Source organism: Amycolatopsis sp. lyj-346 (assembly GCF_046548975.1).
In the GTDB taxonomy this organism is placed as follows: domain Bacteria; phylum Actinomycetota; class Actinomycetes; order Mycobacteriales; family Pseudonocardiaceae; genus Amycolatopsis.
In genome coordinates this window covers 385712-408501 of the sequence record NZ_JAJPWT010000008.1, presented here as the reverse complement: position 1 = coordinate 408501, position 22790 = coordinate 385712, and the positions used below count along the sequence as shown (strand labels likewise).

18 protein-coding genes are annotated in these 22790 nt (G+C 72.1%); 12 read left to right on the top strand and 6 right to left on the bottom strand.

What is annotated here, in order from left to right; all coding sequences use genetic code 11:
• Window positions 1–8 precede the first annotated feature (8 nt).
• From ACLJQE_RS24870 to ACLJQE_RS24860, 3 genes are read right to left on the bottom strand one after another with little or no spacing between them, the layout of a single operon-like run.
• On the bottom strand, window positions 9–194 hold the full coding sequence (locus tag ACLJQE_RS24870) for a tautomerase family protein (RefSeq protein ID WP_348956390.1): 186 nt from the start codon (window positions 192–194) through the stop codon (window positions 9–11).
• Window positions 154–1365 (bottom strand): Cmx/CmrA family chloramphenicol efflux MFS transporter, encoded by a 1212-nt coding sequence (locus ACLJQE_RS24865; protein WP_410641744.1) that lies wholly within the window; start codon window positions 1363–1365, stop codon window positions 154–156. The genes ACLJQE_RS24870 and ACLJQE_RS24865 overlap by 41 nt, the downstream gene beginning before the upstream one ends.
• Before the next feature lie 28 nt (window positions 1366–1393).
• On the bottom strand, window positions 1394–1825 hold the full coding sequence (locus ACLJQE_RS24860; protein ID WP_410641742.1) for a GlcG/HbpS family heme-binding protein: 432 nt from the start codon (window positions 1823–1825) through the stop codon (window positions 1394–1396).
• Window positions 1826–2110: 285 nt separating this feature from the next.
• Between ACLJQE_RS24860 and ACLJQE_RS24855 the strand changes: the two genes are divergently transcribed.
• The 8 genes from ACLJQE_RS24855 to ACLJQE_RS24820 all read left to right on the top strand — a co-directional run bounded on the left by ACLJQE_RS24855 (window position 2111) and on the right by ACLJQE_RS24820 (window position 10314).
• Entirely contained in the window at window positions 2111–2695 is a 585-nt protein-coding gene (locus ACLJQE_RS24855) for a TetR/AcrR family transcriptional regulator (protein ID WP_410641741.1), read from the top strand.
• Window positions 2696–3253: 558 nt separating this feature from the next.
• Window positions 3254–4039 (top strand): cupin domain-containing protein, encoded by a 786-nt coding sequence (locus ACLJQE_RS24850; RefSeq protein ID WP_410641740.1) that lies wholly within the window; start codon window positions 3254–3256, stop codon window positions 4037–4039.
• A 5-nt stretch (window positions 4040–4044) separates the two neighbouring features.
• On the top strand, window positions 4045–5841 hold the full coding sequence (asnB, locus tag ACLJQE_RS24845; protein ID WP_410641739.1) for an asparagine synthase (glutamine-hydrolyzing): 1797 nt from the start codon (window positions 4045–4047) through the stop codon (window positions 5839–5841).
• Window positions 5841–6881, top strand: a complete 1041-nt coding sequence (locus ACLJQE_RS24840; RefSeq protein WP_410641738.1) for a PrpF domain-containing protein — start codon at window positions 5841–5843, stop codon at window positions 6879–6881. Before asnB ends, ACLJQE_RS24840 begins: the two co-directional genes overlap by 1 nt.
• Window positions 6863–7990: an acyl-CoA dehydrogenase family protein gene (locus tag ACLJQE_RS24835; RefSeq protein WP_410641737.1), complete on the top strand. Its 1128-nt coding sequence runs from the start codon at window positions 6863–6865 to the stop codon at window positions 7988–7990. The genes ACLJQE_RS24840 and ACLJQE_RS24835 overlap by 19 nt, the downstream gene beginning before the upstream one ends.
• Window positions 7987–9363, top strand: a complete 1377-nt coding sequence (locus ACLJQE_RS24830) for a dihydroorotase (RefSeq protein ID WP_410641736.1) — start codon at window positions 7987–7989, stop codon at window positions 9361–9363. Before ACLJQE_RS24835 ends, ACLJQE_RS24830 begins: the two co-directional genes overlap by 4 nt.
• Window positions 9360–9842, top strand: coding sequence for a flavin reductase family protein (locus tag ACLJQE_RS24825; protein WP_410641735.1), 483 nt, complete (start codon window positions 9360–9362; stop codon window positions 9840–9842). Before ACLJQE_RS24830 ends, ACLJQE_RS24825 begins: the two co-directional genes overlap by 4 nt.
• A 19-nt stretch (window positions 9843–9861) precedes the next feature.
• A complete protein-coding gene (locus ACLJQE_RS24820) occupies window positions 9862–10314 on the top strand; it encodes a luciferase family protein (protein ID WP_410641734.1) in 453 nt (150 codons plus the stop codon).
• Between the two features lie 92 nt (window positions 10315–10406).
• On the opposite strand, the gene ACLJQE_RS24815 is transcribed toward ACLJQE_RS24820, so the two are convergent.
• Complete coding sequence (locus tag ACLJQE_RS24815; RefSeq protein WP_410641733.1) at window positions 10407–14303, bottom strand: NB-ARC domain-containing protein; 3897 nt, start codon at window positions 14301–14303, stop codon at window positions 10407–10409.
• Window positions 14304–14467: 164 nt separating this feature from the next.
• Between ACLJQE_RS24815 and ACLJQE_RS24810 the strand changes: the two genes are divergently transcribed.
• Entirely contained in the window at window positions 14468–14683 is a 216-nt protein-coding gene (locus ACLJQE_RS24810; RefSeq protein WP_410641732.1) for a hypothetical protein, read from the top strand.
• Between the two features lie 90 nt (window positions 14684–14773).
• A complete protein-coding gene (locus ACLJQE_RS24805) occupies window positions 14774–15742 on the top strand; it encodes an alpha/beta fold hydrolase (RefSeq protein WP_410641731.1) in 969 nt (322 codons plus the stop codon).
• 189 nt (window positions 15743–15931) lie between these two features.
• Here the strand turns inward: ACLJQE_RS24805 and ACLJQE_RS24800 are convergent, their stop codons facing one another.
• Complete coding sequence (locus tag ACLJQE_RS24800) at window positions 15932–16972, bottom strand: hypothetical protein (protein ID WP_410641730.1); 1041 nt, start codon at window positions 16970–16972, stop codon at window positions 15932–15934.
• A gap of 184 nt (window positions 16973–17156) precedes the next feature.
• On the opposite strand from ACLJQE_RS24800, the gene ACLJQE_RS24795 reads away from it, so the two are divergent.
• Window positions 17157–17732 (top strand): QsdR family transcriptional regulator, encoded by a 576-nt coding sequence (locus ACLJQE_RS24795; protein WP_410641729.1) that lies wholly within the window; start codon window positions 17157–17159, stop codon window positions 17730–17732.
• Between the two features lie 84 nt (window positions 17733–17816).
• Entirely contained in the window at window positions 17817–20420 is a 2604-nt protein-coding gene (locus ACLJQE_RS24790; RefSeq protein WP_410641728.1) for an alpha/beta hydrolase domain-containing protein, read from the top strand.
• A gap of 64 nt (window positions 20421–20484) precedes the next feature.
• Here the strand turns inward: ACLJQE_RS24790 and ACLJQE_RS24785 are convergent, their stop codons facing one another.
• The gene (locus ACLJQE_RS24785; protein ID WP_410641727.1) at window positions 20485–22788 is read right to left on the bottom strand and encodes a hypothetical protein; all 2304 of its coding nucleotides are present in this window, start codon (window positions 22786–22788) and stop codon (window positions 20485–20487) included.
• Window positions 22789–22790 lie beyond the last annotated feature (2 nt).

Here is a 22790-nt window from a genome sequence, read left to right as displayed (position 1 = left end):
GCCTCCGCTCAGAGGTCGGCGGCGAGCTTCCCGCCGAGACCCCAGTGGTCCTTTTCCACGTCGGTGACGATCACCGTGACAGCCGCTTCGGGGCACTTGGCGAGCCGCGAAACGGTGCCCGTCACCTCCTCCACGAGCTGGCGGCGTTCGGCCTCACCGGCTCCCTTCCACCAGTTCACGTGCACGACCGGCATCGTTGTCCACCTCCTTCCCGGTATCGGTTCCCCGGCGGTCGAGACCCACCGCGGCCAGCGCGACGACCAGCGAAGCCACGGCCAGCCCGGCGCCGATCCAGCTCGGCGAGAGCAGTCCCGCGCCGGCGCTGATGCCGAGGCCGCCGAGCCACGGGCCGAGCGCGTTGCCGACGTTGAACGCCGAGATGTTGCTGGTGCTCGCCAGTGTCGGCGCGCCATCGGTTTCGTTCATCACCCGCGTCTGCAGCGCCGGGTTGATCAGGAAGCTGCCGATGCCGAACAGGAACAGCGTCGCGACCATGGCGGGCTTGTTGTGCGCGGCCAGGGAGAACGCGCCGAGCATCACCGCGAGCAGGAGCAGGCCCACGCACAGCGTGCCCATCAGGGACCGGTCGGCGAACCGGCCGCCGAGCACGCTGCCGAGGAACGTCCCGATCCCGAACAGCGCCAGCAGCGGTGGCACCGCGCCGGCCGAAAAGCCGCTCACGTCGGTCAGCAGCGGCGCGATGTAGGTGTAGGCGGTGTAGAGCGCGGCCTGGCTGAGCATGGTCGTGCCCAGCGCCAGCCACACCTTCGGATTGCGGAAGGCGGCCAGCTCGTGGCGCACGCCGAGGTGACCAGCCCGCGGCTGGTGCGGGACCAGCGCGATGACACCGATGAGGTCGATCACGCCGAGGACCGCGACGGCCAGGAACGTCGCGCGCCAGCCGAAGTGCTGGCCGATGAACGTACCCAGCGGGACGCCGGCGATCGTGGCGATGGTCAGGCCGCCGAACATGATCGAGATGGCCCGGGCACGCTTGCCCGGCTCGACCAGGTTGGCCGCGACCACGGCGCCGATGCCGAAGAACGAGCCGTGCGCGACGGCGGTGACCACGCGGGCAGCCATCAGCACGCCGTACGACGGCGCGAACGCGGCGATCACCTCGCCGACGATGAACACCACGAGCAGCACGACGAGCGCCGTCTTCCGCGGCACCCTGGTGGTCGCCGCGGTGATCAGCGGCGCGCCGAGGACGACGCCGAGCGCGAACAGCGAGATGAGCAGCCCGGCCTGCGGCAGGGAAACGCCGAAGGCACCGGACAGTTCCGGCAGCAGGCCGGCGACCATGAACTCGGTCGTGCCCAGGCTGAACACCGTCAGCCCGAGCACGAACAGGGCGATGGGCATCGTGACTCCCGGGGGTCTCGGCGAGCGGTCAGGACTCCGCGTCGAGGACGGCCAGGCCGGCCTCGGCGATCTTGACGTCGTCGGTCCAGTGGGCACCCGAGACGCCGACGGCGCCGGCGAGCTCGCCGTCGATCACGATGGGCAGGCCGCCGCCCATGCTGACCAGGCGGTCGATCGCGGTCGGCGCGCCGGTCCGCAGCACCGGGTCGGCCTCCAGCACCTCGGACCACTTCTGCGTCGGCATCGCCGAGGACGCCGCGGTGTAGGCCTTGTCCTGCGCGACCTGCACGGCGTTGAGCTTCGCCCCGTCCTGCCGCAGGAACGCCTTGAGGTGGCCGCCTTCGTCCACCACCGCGATGGCGAACCGCTTGTCGGTCGCCTTCGCGGCCTCGTCGGCCGCGCGGACGATCTGCCAGGCCAGCTCGTCACTGACGGACGACCGGCGCTGCACGTGAGGCATGACTGAACTCCTAGTCTGATCGGCTGCTTGTTCGGTCCACCACCGGCCACGGCGCGGGTGCGCACCGGAACCGGTCGCGCACGGACCGCACCCGGCGGTCGGGTCCCACGATAGCAACTCTGGATCGCTCAGTAAAGATTCAGCGAGCAACTTGGCCACCTCGATGCCGGAACTTCCTGCGTAGCTGCCGAAAATTTGATCGATACGCACGCCATTGTTGATCAATCAGTCCAGATACACCCCCCTGTTGTTGACTGCTCGTTCCACCATCTCTAGACTGGAGCCATGCCCCGCGTCCGAGAGTTCGACACCGACGAGGTGGTCCAGAAGGCCATGGAGGTCTTCTGGCGCAAGGGTTACGAAGCCACCTCCATCCAGGACCTCGCCGAGGCGACCGGGCTCGGGCGCGGCTCCCTCTACGCCGCGTTCGGCAGCAAGCACGGGCTCTACGAGCACGCCCTGCAGCGGTACGTGCGGCTGACGACCGACGCGACCCGCGTGTCCCTGATGCAGCGGGTGCCGGTCCGCCAGGTGGTGCGCGACCTGCTGCTGGGCCGGATCGACGACGCGCTCAAGGAGCCGGGCCGGCCCGGCTGCCTGCTCGTCATGGCGATCACCGAGCGGGTGCCGCACGACGAGGCGGCCAACCGGATCGTGCGTGACGCGATCGCGGCCCTGCAGGACTCCTTCTACGGCACCCTGCACCTGGCCCGCAGCATGGGCGAACTGCCCCCGGAAACCGACATCCCCGCGGTGTCGAACTTCCTGGTCACCATGATCCAGGGCCTGCGCGTGATGAGCGCGGTCTGTCGCGACAAGGCCATGCTGGGCCAGGTCGTGGACACCGCACTGCTCGCCATTCCGCAATAACGCCCGGCCAGCCGTTCGCCGACGGCTCGAATTCACCGGCCGCATCCTCCGGTGTCCAGGACGCGCTATTCAGGACACGTCGGTATGCGGCCACTCTTTCGTGCCACCACCCGGGCCGGAAACCTCTTACGCGCGCGTTGCGATCATTTCATTGCCCGATCGGGCGACCGGATCTTGCAACCCATCCCGCCGTGCCGGATCATTGCCATTGAACCCCCTTTGCTCCCCACTGCATCGCAGCTGAGTACCCAAAACAAAGCGGTTCAATCGTGACAATCTTCACAACGGACGGCGACGTCGTCTTTCCGGGCATCTTTGCGAACATCGGAGGATAAGAGCGTTCCGACATTCGGCGGTACCGGAAATGAACTGAATCGATTCGTTCCATATCACTACTCCATTAGATACCCATTCCGCGGCCGATTTAGGGCTTTGCGACATCCGGCGCGCTTCTAGTACGGTCGCCTTTGGAAGCGAACCGCGGGATCCGCGATGAAACTGATCATTTCTGCTTCCCACCGAAACGGCAATCATCGGCAACCTGATTGGAACCTGGGGATGCTCACCGACCAGATTCAAGGAACGATCGTCCGCGCGGCGGACTTCGTCTTCTCCCCGTTCGACTGGGGCCGGGTCGCGGAACCGGTCGGCCCGGCCATGGGAGCGCGCAAGGTGACCCTGCTCGTCGTCGAAGTCGCCCCCGGCAAGGCCTGGCGGCTCGGCTGGGCGCTGGAGGAGGAGAACGTCGCCGTCGTCTTCGCCGGCTCCGGCCACGGCGACGTCACCGGGCACCGCACCGAGGTCACGCGCGGGTCCGCGCTGCACTCGCCGACCGGGCGGACCCTCGAGCTCGAAGCCGGCGAAGACGGCCTGACCGCGTACGTCTGGCGGACGCGCCTGGAGGGCGGCGAGCCCGCCGGCACCGCACCACGGCTGGAAAACGAGCTGTGGAACACCGAAACGCAGCTGCACGGCTTCAGCGGCACCGGTGAGGTGGCCGCCGACGAGCGCACCGCCGTGATGAACTTCCTGTTCTGGCCCGGCACCGGCAGCGCGCGGCTGTGCCTGCACTGCGGGATCCAGGAGCCCGGCCAGACCTTCAACGTCCACCAGCACCCGGACAGCGAAGAGGCCTTCATCGCCTTCGAAGGCGATGGCCAGATGTACCTGATCGACCGCTGGCACGACGTCTCCCCCGGCGACGTCCTGTTCGCCGCGCCCGGCGTGCCGCACGGCACGCGCAACCCGGAGTCGGCCACGCGGCGGTTCGCCACCTGTGGCGGCCCCACCCCGTTCGACCCCGTCCTCTACGCCCGTGCGGGCGTTTCCGCGGAGGTGAAGTAGTCGTCATGTGCCGGATCTACGGACACTTGGGCGGACACCTGGCGCACCACCACCTGCGCACGGTCTCGGCACTGCAGCGGCACGGCGGCCCGGATGCCCGCTTCAGCGCGGCCGGTGACGGCTGGGCACTGGGCAACAACCGGCTGGCCATCATGGACCTCGACGGCGGCGAGCAGCCCTACCGGCTCGGCCGCGACATCAAGGTCGTCTTCAACGGCGAGATCTACAACCACGCCGAGCTGCGCTGCAAGCTGCACGCGGCGGGGTACGTCTTCCACGACCACTGCGACGGCAACGTGCTGCCCGCGCTGTACCACAAGTACGGTCTCGACTTCGTCGACCACCTCGACGGGATGTACGCCATCGCGGTGCTCGACCTGCGTGCCGAGCCGAAGCTGGTGCTCGCGACCGACGACGCGGGTATGAAACCGTTGTACTACCACGAGAACCCGGCGAAGCGGGAGCTGTACTTCTCCTCGGAGCTGCCCGCGCTGCTGAGCGTTCCCGGCGTGCAGTGGGAGCAGTGGGAGGAGGGCCTCGACAGCTACCTGACCACCAAGACGCCGTTCGGCGAGCGGACGATGTTCGAGCGGGTCCGGGTGCTGCCGCGGGCGGTCACCGCCGTCTACACGCGCTCGGGCGGGCTGAAGATCTCGCGGCGCGCGGAAAGCGCGTGCCCGGCCGGCGAGGGCGGCAGCCTGGAGACGGCCGGGACGCGGGTGCGCGAGACGCTGCGCACCGAAACCCGCCGGCTGGCGCTGGCCGACGTGCCGATCTCCACGATCACCAGCGGCGGCCTGGACTCGAGCCTGGTGACGGCGCTGCTGGCGGAGAAGGTGCCGCACGTGCACGCGTTCAACATCGCCTACACCGGTGACTGGCCGTTCGACGAAAAGAAGTACGCCCGCGAAGTCGCCGCCCGCTGCGGCGCGACCTACCACCAGATCGAGGCGGATCCGGCGACCTTCCCGGACCTGCTCGGCGAGGTCGTGTGGCACCTGGGCCAGCCGAACGCCGACCCGATCACGCTCAGCACCTACCTGCTGTTCCAGGGCGTGCACGACGCCGGGTTCAAGGTGACGCTCTCGGGCGACGCGGCGGACGAGATCTTCGGCGGCTACGGCCGGATCCGCGACGCGCTGCTCGGCACCGAGGACTGGCCGAACGGGTACGTCGAAGCACTGGCGGCCGTGCCCGCCGCGCTGCGGAACCGGCTCTACTCCGACGACTACCGGGAGCTGCTGCGGCAGAAGGGAACCGAGGCGGAGCGGATCCAGCGGCGGCTGCGGGGTGCGGGCGGTGACCGGCTGGCCGCGATCACCGAGTTCGAAGTGGACGAACGGCTGCCCGCCTACCACCTGCGCCGGGTCGATCACCTGAGCATGGCGCACGCGGTCGAGGTGCGGCTGCCGTTCTGCCAGCGGTCGGTGACCCGGCTGGCGCGCCGGCTGCCCACCGAGCACCGGGTGCGCGGCCGGGAGGTCAAGCGCGCGCTCTACGCGGCCGCCCGCGGCCTCGTCCCGGATTCGGTGCTGGACCGGCCGAAGCAGCCGTTCACCCTGCCGATCACCGCCATGCTCGCGGCCGGGCAGCCGCTGCACGCCTACGCCCGCGACGTGCTGTCCGGCCCGTCGCTCGCCCGCGGCGGGCAGCTGGACCCGAAGGCGGTCGCCGGCCTGTTCGACGCACAGGCCGCCCGGCCCAACGACGAATCGGCGCTGGCCATCTGGGCCCTGCTCATCCACCGGATCTGGTGCGAGCAGCTCAGCCGCGGCAGCGCCGGGGAAAGGAGGGCGGCCTGATGATCGCCCACATCGCTCACGCACACGGCAGCCCGAGCTCCACGCTGGTGCTGCCGGCCGAACAGCTGCCGTCGTCGGAGGAAGCGCTCTCCGAGGCCCTCGCCGACGGCGTCGCCTGGCTCGCCGCCCACGGACTGGCCGCGGTCACGAAGATCGCGCTGGTGTCGGTCTCCGAACACCCGCTGTTCGACCTCGACTACCGGTTCGTGCAGGTGCTCCCCGGTGACCCGGTACGGTTCGACTTCCGCGGCAGCTGCGGGCACTCGGTGCTCTCGTCGGTCGTGGTGGCCGGCAGGCTCGGCTGGCTGCCGCGGCCGGCCCCGGGGCTGCGCACCCGCGTGCGCGTGCTGAACACCGAAGACCACGTCGTGTGCGAGGTCGACGAGTGCGTCCGCGACCGGACGACGTTCACCGCGCACTTCCTCAACCACCCCGCGGTGCCGCTGGGCGAGCTGCTGCCGTTCGGCGAGCCGACCACGAACCTGCCGTACGAGGACGGCCTGATCCGGGTCAGCGCGGTCTCGGTCGGGAACCCGTACCTGTTCCTGTCCGGCCACGACCTCGGCGTCGACACCCCGGAGCAGCTCTTCGCCGCCGGGGAGCCGCTGTTCCGCACGATGAGCGCGATCCGCCGCTCGGCCGCGCGGCAGTACGGCTACCCCGTCGGCGGCGCGTTCCCGAAGGTGGCCGCGGTGCTGCCGGACGGCGAGGACGGCCTCGCGGTGCGCGCGGTGTCCGTGCCGTCGTGGCACCCGACGATCGCGCTGACCGGCGCCGTCTGCCTCGGCGCGGCCCGCCGGATCCGCGGCACGATCCCGTTCCACCTCGCCGGTGGCGAGACCCGGCGCACCGCGCCGCTGCGGATCCGCACCGCGGGCGGCTGCACCACCGCCGCCGCGGCGGTGACCGGCCACGACCGCGACAGCGAGCTGGCCTGGGTCAGCGTCCCGGAGAAGGCGGTGTCGTTCACCGGCACCGTGTCCATCGACTCGATCGAGCCCCACGTCCTGAAGGAGGACCCGTGCCTGCTGTCGATCTGACCGCGCCCGCGCGACTCGGCGTCGACGAGCTGATCGACGTGCTCGACCAGCACGCCGCCGCGGCCGACGAGGCCGGCCGTCCGGCGCCCGAGGTGCTGGCCGCGCTGCGGAACTCGCCGCTGCCCGGCCTGGTCGTCCCCCGCCGCTACGGCGGCGCCGGGGCCGGCTCCCTGGAAGCCAACCGGATGATCGCGCGGATCGCCCGGCACGACCCGTCGACCGCGATCATCGCGTTCCAGCACCTGGCCGTGTGCAGCCGGATCGCCGAATGGGGCAGCGACGCGCAGCGCGCCGAACTGCTGCCGAAGCTGGCCTCCGGTGCGTGGCTGGCCGCCTCGGCGTGGAGCGAGTCCGGGGCGGGCGCGGCGAAGAAGAACCTGGCCACCGTGGCCGACGAGCTGCCCGGCGGCGGCTGGACGGTCAGCGGCGGCAAGGCGTTCACCACCGGCGCCGGCGTCACCGACGTCTACCTGGTGCTCGCGCAGACCACCCCGGTGGCCGAGGACGACGACTCGGCGTACGGCTCCGCCGGGCAGAGCTTCTTCCTGATCCCCGCGGCCAATCCGGGCATCGAGCCGGACCTCAGCCTGGACCTGGTCGGCATGCGGGCCTCGGCGACCGGGTTCGTCGAGCTGAAGGACTGCCGGCTCGGGCCGGAGGCGCTGCTCGGGCCCCGCGACGCCGCGAGCACGATCATCGCCGGCGTCCGGCAGTCCGGCGCGACGCTCGGCGCGGTGTCCGTCGGCATCGCCGAAGCCGCCTGGGACGTCGGTTTCCAGGCGGCGCAGCGGAAGTCCCTGCTGGGCCTGCAGGCCGTCCGGCACCGGCTGGTGGACCTGCGCGGGCAGGTGGAGTCCGCCCGCGCGCTCGTCGAACGGGCCGGCCGCCGCGACGGCGATGACCCCGGCGAGGTGACGCTGCACAGCAAGATCCACGCCTCCCAGGTGGCCGAGGACGTCGTCGCGGCGGTCGCCCGGCTGCTCGGCAGCACCGGGTACGTGGTGACGCACCCGATCAACCGGATGGCCCGCGATGCCCGCGCCGTCGCGCTGATGGGCCCGACCAACGATCTGAGCCGAGAGCTGGTGAGCATGCCATGGGCCGCGTGAAGGACTACGACCTCGTCGTGCGGGGCGGCCGGGTGACCGGACCCGACGGCGTCCGCGTCGCCGACGTCGCCGTCACCGGCGGGAAGATCGCCGACGTGCTCCCCGCCGGGAGCGGCGTGTCCGGGACCGAGGAGATCGACGCGACCGGGCGGCACGTGCTGCCCGGCCTGATCGACTCCCACGTGCACTTCCGCACACCGGGCCTGACGCACAAGGAGGACTGGGCGCACGCCTCGCGCGCCGCGGTGGCCGGCGGCGTCACCACGGTGTTCGACATGCCGAACACGCGCCCGGCGACGTTCACCCCGGACGACGCCCGCGCCAAGGACGCCGAGATCCGCGGGACCAGCCTGGTCGACTACCGCTTCCACGCCGGGGTCGACCCGGAGGACGTGCCGGCGCTGGCGGCGTTCGAGCCGGCCGAGGCGATGACCGCGAAGGCGTTCCTGACCGGGCACCACACGGCGCCGCACGTGCTGCGCGACCCGGCACGGCTCGACGAGCTGTTCGCCGTCGCGAAGCGCAAGGGGCTGCGGCTGCTGTTCCACGCCGAGGACGACGCCGTCTTCCGGCTGCTGGACCAGTGGCAGGGCGAGCCCGCGAGGTACCAAGACTACGAGCGGTTCCGGCCGCGCTCGGGCGGGATCGTCGCGGTGGCCAAGCTGATCGAGCTGGCCCGGCGGCACGGCACCGCGGCCCACGTGCTGCACGTGTCCAGCCGCGAGGAGGCGGACCTGCTCACCGCGGCCGGCGCGACCGGGCTGCCGGTGACCTGGGAGGTCACCGCGCACCACCTGTCGTTCACCGCGGCCGACACCGCCCGCTACGGCGCCCGGATCCGGCTCAGCCCGGCCATCCGCGAGCAGGCCGACCAGGACCGGCTCTGGGACGCGGTGCTGCGCGGCGAAGTGTCCACTGTGGGCAGTGACCACGCCCCGCACGCGTTCGAGGACAAGACCCTGGACGCGCCGGACGCCCCGCCCGGGCTGCCGGGGGTGCAGGAACTGTTCCCGGCGCTCTACACGGGGCTGCGCCGCCGGGTGCCGGACGCGACCCCGGACGAGCTGCTGCCGATCGTCACCCGGCTCATGGCCGCCGAGCCCGCCCGTCTGTTCGGGATCGCCGGCCGCAAGGGGGCGATCGCTCCCGGCCTGGACGCCGACCTGGTGCTGTTCGACGCGGCGCGGAATTGGTCGTTCGGCCCCGGCGACGTCCAGTCGAAGTGCGGCTGGACGGCGTACGCGGGCTGGCTGTTCACCGGCCGCGTCGAGCGCACGATCCGGTGTGGGCGCACGGTGTTCTCCCGCACCGGCGGCTTCGGTGCCGCCGACGGCGAGTGGCTGACGCCGGCTGCCGTGGGGGCCGTCCGATGACCGCGGCGCTGCTCGACGAGTTCAAGGACGCGATGGCCGCGCTGGCCGGCGGCGTGTGCGTGGTGACCACGTTCGCCGACGACGGCACGCCACGCGGGTACGCCGCGACGTCGGTGACGTCGGTGTCGATGCACCCGCCTCTGTTGCTGGTCTGCCAGGCGAAGACGTCGGGTTCGTACGGCGTGTTCTCGCGCTGCACGCACTTCGGCGTCAACGTGCTGACGGCGGAGCAGGCCGAGCTGGCGGCGTTGTTCGCGACGCCGGGCGCCGACCGGTTCGGCGGCACCGGCTTCGAACCGGGCGAGCACGGCACGCTGCTGCACCCGGAGGCGCTGGCGACCGTCGAATGCCGCCGCCGCGACACCGTCGACGCGGGCGACCACGGCCTGCTGCTGGGCGAGGTGTGCGCGGTGCGCACCCGGTCCGGCGACCCCCTCGTCTACCACGGCCGGCGCTACCAGCGGGTCCAGCCGGTCTGAGTACTTCCGGAGGTAACCGATGTTCGAGATTCCCGACCGCCCGGGCCCGGCCCCGCGCACCCGCGGCCCGGTCCCGCACGGCCAGCTCAACCAGATCGCGCCGACGACGCTGCAGGAGGAGCTGTGGCAGCGGATGCGCTCGCTGGCGGGGGTGTACGTCGCGCCGACGCACGTGCCGTACCCGGAGGCCAGGGCGATCCACCTGGCCCCGGAGTTCGGCACCGGCCCCGCCGACGCGTTCATCAAGAACAGCCGCGAGTTCGCCCACCTGCACCCCCAGCAGGACGGCAGCCTGCACATGACCCTGCCGTCGACGCTGAAGAAGATCGTCACGGAGGCGGGCTGGGGCGTGCCGCACCCGATCCAGAACACCCAGCTCGTGTACGGCCCGCGCGACCGCGACGAGATCGAGGTGGTGTGGCGGGTGCTGCTGCAGTCCTACGACTACGCCCGCGGACGGCTACCGGAGTAGAACTCGCTCCGATCGCCGGAGGGGCCGGGAATCCCCGGCCCCTCCGCTGTCCTGAGTGGACATACGCTCGGCGGCGACCCCAGGCGGCCCGGTCAGTTCACCACTTCCAGGACGGCCGGACCGAACGCGGTCACGATGGCGAGCCCGCCGGAGGTCCAGGACAGGTCCGTGTGGGGTTCGAGCGCGATGCGTGTCGCAGGCGTGCCGCGGGCGGGGTCGCAGACCGTGATCCGCCCGTCGTCCTCCCCGATGGCGAGCAGGGTGCCGTCGGGCGACCACGACACGGTGACGGCCGCCGTACCGTCCGTTTCGTACCGCACGGAGGACACGCCGGCCGGGCCGTCCCAGGTCCGGGCGGTGCCGTCGGCACCCGCGCTGGCCAGCGACCGGCTGTCCGGGGACCAGGCGATCTTGTTGATGCGGCCGGCGTGGCCGGGCCCGCGCCCGGCCTGCCGGGCACCCGCGGTCCAGAACCGGACCGTCCCTTCCTCGGTCGCCACGGCCAGCGATTTCCCGTCCGGAGACCAGGCCATCGGACTGTCGTAGAAGCGGTCTTCGGTGAGCGTGACGGCGACCTGGTTCGTGGTGCCGTCCCAGATCGTCACGGCGCTGCGGCGGTTGACCGCGACCAGCGTGCCGTCGGGCGACCACGCGAGGGCGGTGACCCAGTCCTGCTCGTGCGGGCGCCGGGTGAGGGAACGACCGCGGCGGCCAAGCCGGGACTGGCCCACCGCGCTCAGCAAGAAAGCCTTTTCGCCGCAGGCCGCGGCGACGGATCGCCCATCGGGAGACCACGCGATGGCCGCACCGTACTTCATCGCGTTGGTGAAACCGCGGCGCAGAGTGCGCACCGTCGAACCGGTGTCCGCATCCGAGATCCGGACGGCGCCGTCAACGCCGACGGTGGCCAGCAGGTTCAGGGCCGGGTGCCACGCGATGGCGTAAACAGGGCGGCCGCGGGGAGGTTTCACCGTGGCCTCGTGCCGCCCGTCGGCGTGCCAGATCCGGACCTGACCGTCATAGCCGGTCGTCGCCAGGCGGCTGTGGTCGGCTGACCACGCCACCGTGCGATATCCAACGCCGGTTTCGCCGGTGGGCGGGACGCCGTCGCGACCGGCCCCCGGATCCCACACGCGGGCCGTGCCGTCCCGGCCGGCGGTGGCCAGGAGGGAGCCGTCCGGGGACCAGGCCACGGCGTTGATCGACCCGGTGTGGCCGCCGAGCGGGGCGGTGGTGGTTCCCGCCACCTCCCACACTCCTGCCTCGTCCGAATACACGTAGGCGAGCCAACGACCGTCCGGCGACCAGGCAAGGTCGTGGCACCATGCTCGATGGGCCTGTGACGCGATCATCTTCCCGGTGGTGGCGTCCCACAGCCGGACGCTCCCGTCGTCTCCCCCCGTCGCCAGCCGGGTCCCGTCGGGCGACCAGACCGTCGAGTTCACCACGCCCGGTTTTCCGGCCGCGGCGAGGGTCATGAGCAGCTTTCCGTCGGCGGCGTCGAACACCCTCGACTTCGCGTCGTTGCTGGCGGCAACCCGGCGGCCATCGGGTGACCAGGCGATCGTCTGCATGCCGAACGTGGCGGTCAGGGGCCGGGTGCCGCCGGTCGCCGGATCCCAGATCACCGCGGTACGACCGGAGGTGGTGACGGCCAGCCGGCGACCGTCCGGCGACCAGGCCACCTGACGGCGCCAGTTCCACGAATCCGCTCGGAGCCGCCGGTTGAACAGCGGAAGCACCGCGGACGACCGGCCGGTCCCCGGCTCCCAGATCCGGGCCGTGCCGTCTTCGCCGGCACTGGCCAGCCGGCGGCCGTCCGGCGACCACGCGAGCGCACCCACGGGACCGGTGTGGCCGGTGAGCACGGCGACCTCCTGGCGCTCGGTCGTGTCCCAGACCCGCAGAACACCGTCACGGCTTCCGGCGGCGAGGAACGTGCCGCCGGGTGACCACCCCAGTTTCTCCACCCCCTCCGTGCCGCCGTGGAGAGTCAGCAGCAACCGTCCGGACAACGGCTCCCACACCCGCACCGCGCCGTCGTCACCGGCGGCGGCGATCAAGGCGCCGTCCGGCGACCACGCCACGTCCCGCACCGGCCCCGCGGGCCCGCGCAGAACCCGGGTGAGCGCGGTTCCCGGGCTGTTCAGCCCCCACCGGACCCGCAGGTACCGCCCGGGCAGCAGGGGCGCGAGCCGCTCGGCGTCGATCCCGTGGCCGAGCCGCCCGGGATCCGCGGCCAGCCAGGCGCAGGCCGTCGCGACGACGCCGTGACCGTCTTCGGGGCCCTGCGGGTCGAGCCAGTGCGCGTGCCGCCGGATCCACCCCTGCCACCAGGCGACGGCCGGATCGGTCCCGAGGACGTCCGCCGCGGTGGCGAGATCCGCTTCGGCGCGGTGCGGTCCGGCCGCCGCGATCCGGCTGACGAGGTACGCCGGATCGGTGACCGTGGCCGCCAGCGTGATGCCGTCTCCGGCGCCGCGCAGGTGGTGGACGAGGTGGTCGCCGAGGTAGGGCTCGTCGGCGGGCAAGCGCCACCACCGCGGCGAGCCGGTCGGCGGCGGCGACGGCTCGTAGGCGTCGAGGAGGTGGACGTGCAGGTCGGCGATCGGCGGCGCGACGTGCAGCGCCAGGTAGTCGTGCTGCAGGTCGTGGAAGGCGATGACGTCGGCGCCGCCGTCCAGCTGCAGCAGGTTCGCGCCGGCCAGCCGAGCCAGCTCGCGCCGGCACCCGGCGTCGTCCTTGCCGAACAGGTGGGCCCAGAACCGGCAGACGACCTCGATCGGCACTCGCGTGTCCGCGGGGAACACGGCCAAGCTGAGCAGCGTGTGCCTCGCCGGTGCCGGGAGCCGGCCGGTGGCGACCTGCATGGCCTTGAAGGCGTTCGCGGCGGGGTGCTCGTCGTACTCGCGGGAGCCGTTCTCGAGGTCGTCGGCGATCCGCTCCCACGGCATGCCGTCCCGGGCCGCGGCGGCGACCAGTGCGATCGCCAGCGCGACACCACCGAGCTGCACGCAGACCCGGTCGACGATCCCGGGAAGTTCGCGCACGTCCACCCCGGCAACCGCGGCCACCAGCTGCTTCGCGGTGGGCAGCGACAGGTCGCCGACCCGGTGCAGCAGGGGGCCGACCGTCGTCAGCACCGCCGGATCGCGGCAGGTGTAGAGCACGCGGCTGCCGGCTCCGGTCACCCCCAGCGCCTCGGCGTCGGCGGCCGACCACACGTCGTCCACGACGAGCAGGACCTGCCGGCGGGCCAGCATCCGGCGCAGCCGGGCGGTGGCCTCCTTCGTCGTGCGCGGGGCCGCACCGGAGGAACCGAGCCGCCGCAGCAGGCGCAGCTGGGCGGCCAGCAGGTCGGCGCCCTCCCCCAGCGGAATCCAGCTGACGCCGCCGGGAAACCGGCAGCGCACCTCCTCGTCGCGGGTGGCGGCCGCGGCGAGCACGGACTTGCCGGTGCCGCCCGGTCCGTGCAGGCCGACCGGCCTGGCGTGACCATCGGGATCCGGCGTTTCGGGGTCGTCGGAGACGATCGAGGCCACGATTCGCCGGAGCTCGCCGCGTGACACGTACCCCGGTGGCTGGGGCGGCACGTCGTCCTGAGCAGCACCGGCGGTGGAGGCCTTGGGCTTCGGTCGTGCCGGCCGCGGTTTCCGGCTGCGCGGACGGCCACCACGGCCTTCCCGCGCGCGCTCCTTTTTCGCGGCTTCGTAGCGCGACCGCAGCCATCCGGAGTCGTAGATCTCTCCCCTGCGCCTGTCGGCCGGAACGTGCGCCAAGAGGTACTTCACGAGCAGCTCGAGGGTGTCCCACTTCTCGGGGACCTTCGGATCGCCGGGATCCAGCCAGCCGGAAATCGTGCCACGGGAAAACTTCACGTCCGGGTTCGGCTTTGCGGCAAATTTTTCTATCTGCGTGAACGTGCAACCGGAGTCCTGCATCAACTGCCGCAGGCTCTTGGCCAGCGTTGCCGGGGCATCGTCGGCCACCTGGTCTCCGTCCGTCGTTCCAGCGGTCGTCGAACAGCAAGATCTTCGCCTGACCTCGGACGTTCGCCGGGAGGCAGTCCACTGTATCGACGAAAACCCGGCGAACGCGGTGTGGTGAGCGGGACACGCGGCAGGTCAGGTCCGCACCGATCCAGGAGGAAACCATGGCAAAAACCAACCCGGCCGGCGGCGGAAACCGCGAGGACCGGGGCGTCGTTCTCGCGATGGTCCTGCTCACGGCCGTCATCACCGGATCCGGCGCCGGGCTGCTGTCCTGGCTCGGCGGCACCCCGGTCGCCCTCGCGATCCTCACCGCCTTCGCCGCGTTCGGCGGCACCACGATCTTCATCCTGACGGTACTGCGGTACGTCCGCCCGTAGGCTCCGGGGCCGGCGGGCAACTTTCGTTGCACCGGGATACCCACCTTCACCGCTTTCACCGGGACGGCCGGGCGCGGTGCACTGGGAGTCATGACGGACACACGGCATTCCAGGCGCACGGCGTTGCGCGCGGCGACGCTGGGCGTGACAGCCGGCGGGCTCACACTCGCCGGAAGCGGCACCACCGCGCAGGCCCGAACCGGCCGGGGCGGCACGACGACGTTCGTGGTCGTCACCGGGGCGAGCGGGAGCCCGGGCGGGATCGACGCGCTGTCGCTGCGTGGGCACCGCACCGTCGGGGTGGACCTGCCGGGACACCGCGCCACCGACGCCCAGTTCGCCCTCGACTACCAGTGCCCCCAGGACCCGGCGTCCCTGGCGACCCGGCCGTCCCCGATGGCCGGTGTCGGCCTGGACGCCTACACCGCGGCCGCGATCGAAACCGTCCGCACCGTCGCCGGGTTCGGCCCCGTCGTCCTCTACGGCGGCAGCATGGGCGGGGCCACGCTGAACCGGGTCGGCAACGCGGTGCCCCACCTGATCGACCGGATCGTCTACGACAGCGCGTTCTGCTGCGTGGACCTGGCCTGCCCGGAGGACTACCTGACCACCCCGGAGGGTTCGACGACCCTGGCCGGCAACGTCGCCGCCCTGGTGGTCGCCGACCCCGCGGTCATCGGCGCGGTGCGGGCCAACTACCGCACCGCCGACACCGAGATCCTCGCCAACCTGAAAGAGGCGCTGATGGCCGACGCCGGCGACGCCGAGTTCCACGCCGTGCTCGCCACCCTGCAACCGGACGAATCGCTGACCGTGGGCCGGGAGAACTCCCAGGTCCGGGCGGACACCTGGGGCCGCATCCCGCGGACCTACATCCGGCACACCGCCGACCGCATGATCCCCCTCGCCCTGCAGGACCGCATGATCGCCGAAGCCGACCGGCTGACCCCCGGCAACCGCTTCGACGTCCACACCGTGCACGCCGGACACGCCGCGACCGCCGGCCAGTTCGGCCGGATCGTCGCAATCCTGGACCGACTGCCGGAATGCCACCGGTGAAAACCTTCCCTGACAATCGCGTGCCGGTAGTTCGAAGGGCAGTGTCTTCGTCCACGCGACAAGGACTTCACCGTCCCGGTGACGCACGCCCGCTACCGCGACTCCTACGCCGGCGAACTCGACGCCGTCCACGCCACCAAACTGCGGGGACGCGGCCGCGGCGTGGGAGGCGCCGCGGCCGGCGTCAGGTCAGCGTTCCGGATCGATGCCGTGGCCGGCCGTTGCCGGTTCCGCTTCGGTCAGCCGCCGGCGGATGCCGTAGCCGGCCGCGGCCATCGCCAAGGCGAAGGCCCACAAGGGCCACAGCAGCATCGGCAGGGTGACCAGCGGCCAATCGGTCACCGCGGCGAGGCCCGAGTCGCTCGTGGCGAAGGTCAGCAGGAGGTCCTTGGCCGTGGTCGCCACCATGACCGCGACCACCAGGCCGGGCACCACCGCCAGCCGGATGGGAACGCGCCTGCCGCGCAAGACGGGGATCCAGCGGGGGAACACCTCGCCCCAGGGCCGGATCAGCCCGCTGGTGAGCCAGGCACCCGCGGCGGCCGACACGGCCAGCCCGAGACCCGCCCACAGGATCGGTTCGCCGAAGCCGAACATGTCGAACCCCGGCACGCAGAAGAACATCAGCACGCGGGTGAGCGCGTAGAGCGCCGGTGCCTCGATCGCGATCTTCGTCCAGAACCGGGTGCGCGCCTCGGCCCGGGCGAGCCGCTGCGCCCGATCGGCCGGCGCCGGTCCCGTGTCGCCGAACCCGGGGCGCAGCCGCCTGGCGACGACCGTTCCGAACGCGGCCACGGTGAGCAGGAGGGTCACCTGCAGCGCCAGGCCCGGGGACAGCAGGACCGGCAGGCTCACCTCGCCGGAACCCAGGACCGAACCGATCACGATGGCCGGGAGGTAGCCGGCGAGGACCAGGCCGGAGCCGTCCATCAGCACCAGCAACGCGACGATGGACGCACCGGCCACCGCGGCCGTCGCCCGGCGGCTTGCCAGCAGCCACAGCGCTCCGGCCAGTGCGATGACGGCGCAGCCGGCGAAGATGCCGTTGGCCAAGCCGTCCGGGTAGGCCGACAGGGCCGAGCTGAACTTCCGGTCGGGCCGGTCCAGCGGATTGGGTACGCCCCACACCAGCCAGTACACACCCAGCACGCTCAACGCGAAGCTCGCCCCGGCAGCCGCCGTCACCGGAAGCCGCATCCTCGTGGACGGGCCGAGATCAGTGGTATCCATACCGGCAACCCTGACGTCCCGGGCCCTGCGGTACTTCCCCCGCCGGAACGGGTTTCCTCCCCCTCCAGAGGGAGTGCGCGGCTCGGCGCAGGCCGTCGGCCTCTTGCCGGTTGGGGTTTCGCGGCCGCCGCGCGATGATGCCGGGGCGAGCCGGGCGGGTGCCCGGCGGAGGTGGGGGGTGGCGATGGCGAGCCCGAAGCACAGCCGGCGGGTGGTCAGCCGGGACCAGGTCGTCCGCGGTGCCTGCCGGTTCTTCCTGACGCACGGCATGATCGACATGGACCGGCTGGCGGTGCACCTGGCCATCAGCCGGGCCACCCTCTACCGGGTGGCGCACAGCCGGGACGGCCTGCTGGGCGAGGTGCTGTGGCGGCTCGCCCAGCGGCAGCTGGCCCGGGCCCGGCAGCGGCGGGAACAGGGCGGCGCCGACGGTGTCCTCGAGGTCACCTGGTCGTTCGTGGACCGGCTGCACGCCGCCGTGCCGTTCCGCGCGTTCCTGCGCGGCGAGCCGGACACCGCCGCCCGGGTGCTGTTCACCACCTCGGGCCTCGTGCACCGGCGGGTCGTGTCGGTGCAACGGGAAATCCTGCGCGAGACCCACCGTGGCCTGCCGTGGCCGCCCAGCCTGCTCGACCAGACGGCCTACCTCTACGTGCGGATCATCGAGTCCGCGCTGTACGCGGAGCTCTTCGGCGCCGCACCGCCGGATCCCGAAGTGGTGGAACGAGCCGCGCGGGCGGTGCTGCCGCAGCACGGCTGAGACAGCGGTCTCACGCGTTCCGCACGCACTGGCCCGCACCGTGCCGAGCCCGTTACATTCGCGAAGTCCTGCCCCATCGCTGGTATGGGAGCCACCGTGTCGATCTCGATGTGGAGTCGTGCCGGGTTGCTCGCCGCCGTCCTCGGCCTGCTCCTTCCCGCCGCTCCGCCCGCGTCCGCCCAGCCCGTTCCGCGCTCCACCGCCGGTTCCGTGCCCCACGTCGCCGGACCGCTGCCCGGTACCGTGCCCGGAGACCGGCTGGCCGAGCGGATCGAAGACACCTACCCGTTCTTCGCCACCCCGGTCGACCTGGCCGCCCGCGGCTACGTGGAGGAGGAATTCCACGTCTCCGGGCTGGCCGGCGCCTGGTCGGCCGACGGGACGCAGATCGCCGCCGGCGTCCCGTACGCCACGCGTGTCGTGGTGCGGCGGCCGGCCCGCGCCCGCGACTTCAGCGGCACCGCGCTGGTCGAATGGCAGAACGTCACGGCCGGGTACGACCTGGACGCGCTGTGGAACGCCGAATCGGTCATCCGCGCCGGGCACGCGTGGGTCGGCGTGTCGACCCAGCGGGTCGGCGTCGACCAGCTCCGCGCGTGGAGCCCGGCCCGCTACGGCGGCCTCGACGTGACCGGCGGCGGCCGGCACCCCGCCGACGAGCTGTCCTACGACGTCTTCACCCAGGCGGGCCGCGCGGTCGAAGGCGGCACGGTCCTGGGCGGACTGCGCCCCCGGACGGTGCTGGCCATCGGCGCTTCCCAGTCCGCCGCCCGGATGACCGTGCTCTACGACAAGGTCCTGCCGCAGCTGCGGCCGGTCTTCGACGGCTACGCGTTCATCGTCGGCAACGCGCCCACCCGCGTCGGCGCCGAACCCGTCTTCCAGGTCCTGTCCGAGACCGACGTCCGCAGCGCGGTACGGCCGCCGGACACCGGCCGGTTCCGCCGGTGGGAGGTCGCGGGCGCGGCGCACTCGGGCCACGAGGGGCAGGTCTACCGCGCGCCGATCTCCGAGCGCGATCTCGGCGGAGCGCCCTTGTACGCCTGCGACCGGCCGCCGTTCAGCCGGATCCCGATGCACCACGTCACCGCCGCGGCGTACGAGCACCTGCGGCGGTGGACCGAAACCGGGGCGCCGCCGCCGACCGCCCCGCCGCTGGACTTCGAGGCGGACGGCGTCACCAAGAAGCGCGACGAACTGGGCCTGGCCACCGGCGGTATCCGGCTGTCGCAGGTCGCGGCGCCGACCGCGCTGAACACCGGCGACAACAGCGGCGAGACGTTCTGCCGGCTGTTCGGCACCCACGAGCCGTTCGACGAGCCGACCCTCGCGCGGCTCTACCCGAACCGGGCCGCCCACCTCGCCCGGGTGACCGCCGCCGACGTGGCCAACGTCCGCGCCGGATACCTGCTGCCCGCCGACGCGAAGCGGAACCTGGAAGACGCCGTGAGCGGCGGCACGCCGGTCATCTTCGTGCACGGCCAGCAGGGTTCCGCGCACCAGTGGCAGTCCACCGCGAAACGCTTCTCCGCCAACGGTTATCCCGCCCGCTTGCTCCACTCCTTCGAGTACGACACCAGTGTCGCCACCAACGACCAGGCCCTCACCGGCCTGGACGCGTTCATCGCCGGCGTCCGGGCCCGCACCGGCGCGTCCACTGTGGACGTGATCGCGCATTCCCGCGGCACGACGGTCATGCACGCCTTCCTGGCCACCCCGGCGCGGGCGGCGCTGGTGCGCCGGTACGTCAACGTCGACGGCCGCTCCAGCGCCGCCCTGCCCGGTGGCGTCCCGGCCCTCGCGCTGTGGGGCAGCCTGCAGCCCCAGGGCAGCATCGGTGGCGCGGCCAACGTCCGCCTGCCCCACCTGGGCCACACCGAGACCGCCACGTCGGCCGAGAGCTTCCCGTACATCCACCGGTTCCTCCGCGGCACTCCCCCGCTCACCACCGCCGTGACCCCCGAACCGCCCGGCCGCGTCGAGATCGCGGGCCGCGCGACGTTCTTCCCGCAGAACACCGGGGTGGCGGGCCGGCTGCAGGTCTGGCCGCTCGACGACCGCACCGGTGCGCGGCGCGCCGTCCCCGCCCACGACGTCCGGACCGGGCCGGACGGCTCGTTCGGCCCGCTGCGGGTCGACGGCCGCGCCCGCTACGAACTGGTGCTGCTGCGGGACGGCCAGCCGGCCCTCCACTTCTACTTCGAGCCGTTCGAGCGCAGCGACCGGTTCCTGCGGCTGCAGGTTTCCCCGCCGGGCGGCATCGGCGACCACGTCGACCGGTGTCCCACCCACACCGCCGTCACGGTCCTGCGCGGCCGCGAGTGGTGGAGCGACCAGACCGGCAACGACCGCCTGGAGTTCAACGGGGTCAACGTCCTCGGCCCGGCGATCGCGCCCCGGGTCCGCCAGGTCCTCGCCGCCTTCGCCTTCGACGACGGCTGCGACCGCGTTTCCGCGCTCGAAACCGCGCTGCCGCCGTTCGGCACGCTGCCGTTCCTGACCGGCGTGGACGCCTACCTGCCCGCCCGGCCGGACGCGGCGCCGTCGATCCGCGTGACCGAAGTGGCCCGGGGCACCGGAGGCGGGTCCCGCACGATCGCCGTGCCCAGCTGGCCGTCGGACCGGCACTCGGTCACCGTGCAGTTCAAGGACTACCTGGATCGGGCCTTCCCCGGCGGGCTCCGATGATCCTTCGGTGCCGGAGACCGGACGACCCACTGCGAGAATCCCTGGCCCGCGAAGTCGTCGCGCGTTACTCTGCGGGCCTCGCAACCAACAACGGAAATCCGCGCGCGGAGCGGAAGTCGTCGATCATGATGATAGCGAGCCGCGGATGCGCTCTCAGCGCCTGGCGAGCATCGGCAAGCGGCTCCAGAGGTGCCGTTCCGCCGGAGATTTCCGGATCGACGACCGACAGTTCGAGCAGAGTGGCTTCGTGGTAGGCAAACGCCGCACTCTGCCGGGCGAGAGCCGACAATTCGGCACTCGAGGTGCCGGTGGCGATGGCTTCGAGATCTCGGGCGGCCAGCAGCAGTTCCCGCGGGTCCACCCGAAGTGAGCGAACGACCCGGAGGTAGCGGGTCGTGTCCGCAGTGTCGGGGATCCAGCCGGCAGCGATCTGGAACCCGTGGGTCACGCGCCGGAGGTCCTCGGTGACCAGCGCCGCGCACACGGCCTCGAGTCCGGGTGGGTCGGTCTCGTCGCCGAGGGCGATCATCGAGCGGGCGACGCGGATGACGTCACGGGCCAGACCACCCGACAGGCAGTGGACCAGACCGAGGAACGGTTCCGACACGCCGATCACCCGGCTGCGTAGCAACGCCCTGGTGTCGGCGAGCTCAAGGTGCTCCACCCGGACGATCTCGTCGAAGGCGCTGTCGAACGCGTCGCGGACGGCGGTGCCCCGGCGTTCGTGCGCGGCGAGCGCGTCGTCGGACACCGACACCAGGAACCGGGTCCCGTCGACGCCGAATACGCCTTTGATCTCGTTGAGGAACTGCTGCGCCAGCTCCGCGGACTCGATCTTGTCCAGTTCGTCGACCGCGATGAGGACGACACCGTCGGGCCCGCCGCCCTGGCGAAAGGCCGATACCACGGACGCGAGGAACTCCCGCAGCTCGGCGACGATCTCCGGATAGGTCAGGGCGCGCTCGGACGACTGGACCGTCCGGGTCCATCCTGCCTCGGTGCTCGCCGGCAGCGAGAGCTTGCCGGACCACCCTGTGGTCGTGGTCTGCAAGAGCCGGATCCGAGCCAGGCGCTCGCGGGCGGGCAGCCCGACCGCAGTCAGCAGTTGCGCGTGGCCGACGCTGCTCAGCAGCCGCCTCCTCGTCCACCGCAGCCTGGCAACCCGCACGGCGATCGTGACCAACGCGGCTGCCGTGACGAACGCGGCGGACACGGTGGTGATCGTCGCGACCTGATCGGTGCGGAAGGCATCGGTGAGTGTGTCCGGCGACGTGATGGCGCCCGGCCGTGCCCACGAGGCGAGTGCTGCTCCCATCGCCGCGACCAGGGCGAGCACGGCGGCCGAGGCGGCGACTCGCCGCCTCGAAGCTCGCAGGGCCGCCATCGTCGCCGCCGGGCGGACGAGATCGATGACCGCGCCGCAGAGGCCGGCGTAGAGGTGCAGGACGAAGTCTCGCGCCTGGTATTGCACCGGGGCGCTGACCACGAGCTTGACCGGCGCGGGGTCGTTGGCGACCTCGTGCGTGATCAAGGTGCTCTTGCCGACACCCCGCGGCCCCGCGATCCCGATGGCGCCGCCGCTCATCCGCCGGGCCACCGCCTGGAACCGGCGGATCGAACTGGTCGACACGGTTTTCGTCGCGTCGGCGGGCCGGGCCAGATCCGGCGCGTGTGCGACGTCGAGAACGACCCGCAACGGCGGAGGCAGCAAGCCGTTGACCACGCCGCGAAGCACCGGCAAGACGCCGTCGTCGAGCAATACCTGCTCCCAGACGCCCAACAACCGCGCCGTGTCGGCTTCGTGCCTGCGGCGAGTCGCGGATCCGATCCCTCGATCCAGGGCTTTCGCCCCGAAATACGAGCCCACCGAGAGCGCGATGCTGATCATCGCGATCAGACCTTTGGCGTCCTCTGACCAGGTCTGCGCCACCTGACTCACGATCACGGAAAGCAACACGAAAACCGCGAAGGCACAGGCGACCGGGTATCGGGCCGCCTCGCGAAGCGCCGCTACGGCGAAGTCACCGGCTGATTCGACCGGCAGGGCTGCCTTCACCTCGTCGGCTCCGGCCGCATGCGCCTCCACCAGCCGCGCCAGCACGGGCTCGGCGGGCCCGAGGATGTCCTCCTGCGACGTCAACGCCATCTCCCGGACCGCATCGCGGGAGATCCCGCCACGGCGGAGCGACGCGCTGATCTCCCGGCTGTCCAGCCCGCGGTCGATCACGCGCTCCAGATGGCTTTCGATCAACGAGGCCCGCAGGACGTCGCGATCGTTCCCGGCCGGGTCACCCGGGTGCGCGTCGCCGACGACACCCTGCGCCGTATCGGTCAGGCCGAGGCGGCGTGTGCCCGCATCTTTCGCCATTC

Excerpts from the sequence above, each read along its gene's own strand:
- ACLJQE_RS24825 (WP_410641735.1), top strand. The coding sequence starts at position 9,360 with ATGACCGCGGCGCTGCTCGACGAGTTCAAGGACGCGATGGCCGCGCTG.
- ACLJQE_RS24870 (WP_348956390.1), bottom strand. The coding sequence starts at position 194 with ATGCCGGTCGTGCACGTGAACTGGTGGAAGGGAGCCGGTGAGGCCGAA.
- ACLJQE_RS24820 (WP_410641734.1), top strand. The coding sequence starts at position 9,862 with ATGTTCGAGATTCCCGACCGCCCGGGCCCGGCCCCGCGCACCCGCGGC.
- ACLJQE_RS24795 (WP_410641729.1), top strand. The coding sequence starts at position 17,157 with ATGGCGAGCCCGAAGCACAGCCGGCGGGTGGTCAGCCGGGACCAGGTC.
- ACLJQE_RS24855 (WP_410641741.1), top strand. The coding sequence starts at position 2,111 with ATGCCCCGCGTCCGAGAGTTCGACACCGACGAGGTGGTCCAGAAGGCC.
- ACLJQE_RS24790 (WP_410641728.1), top strand. The coding sequence starts at position 17,817 with ATGGGAGCCACCGTGTCGATCTCGATGTGGAGTCGTGCCGGGTTGCTC.
- ACLJQE_RS24840 (WP_410641738.1), top strand. The coding sequence starts at position 5,841 with ATGATCGCCCACATCGCTCACGCACACGGCAGCCCGAGCTCCACGCTG.
- ACLJQE_RS24850 (WP_410641740.1), top strand. The coding sequence starts at position 3,254 with ATGCTCACCGACCAGATTCAAGGAACGATCGTCCGCGCGGCGGACTTC.
- asnB (WP_410641739.1), top strand. The coding sequence starts at position 4,045 with ATGTGCCGGATCTACGGACACTTGGGCGGACACCTGGCGCACCACCAC.
- ACLJQE_RS24785 (WP_410641727.1), bottom strand. The coding sequence starts at position 22,788 with ATGGCGAAAGATGCGGGCACACGCCGCCTCGGCCTGACCGATACGGCG.
- ACLJQE_RS24865 (WP_410641744.1), bottom strand. The coding sequence starts at position 1,365 with ATGCCCATCGCCCTGTTCGTGCTCGGGCTGACGGTGTTCAGCCTGGGC.
- ACLJQE_RS24800 (WP_410641730.1), bottom strand. The coding sequence starts at position 16,972 with ATGGATACCACTGATCTCGGCCCGTCCACGAGGATGCGGCTTCCGGTG.
- ACLJQE_RS24805 (WP_410641731.1), top strand. The coding sequence starts at position 14,774 with ATGACGGACACACGGCATTCCAGGCGCACGGCGTTGCGCGCGGCGACG.
- ACLJQE_RS24860 (WP_410641742.1), bottom strand. The coding sequence starts at position 1,825 with ATGCCTCACGTGCAGCGCCGGTCGTCCGTCAGTGACGAGCTGGCCTGG.
- ACLJQE_RS24810 (WP_410641732.1), top strand. The coding sequence starts at position 14,468 with ATGGCAAAAACCAACCCGGCCGGCGGCGGAAACCGCGAGGACCGGGGC.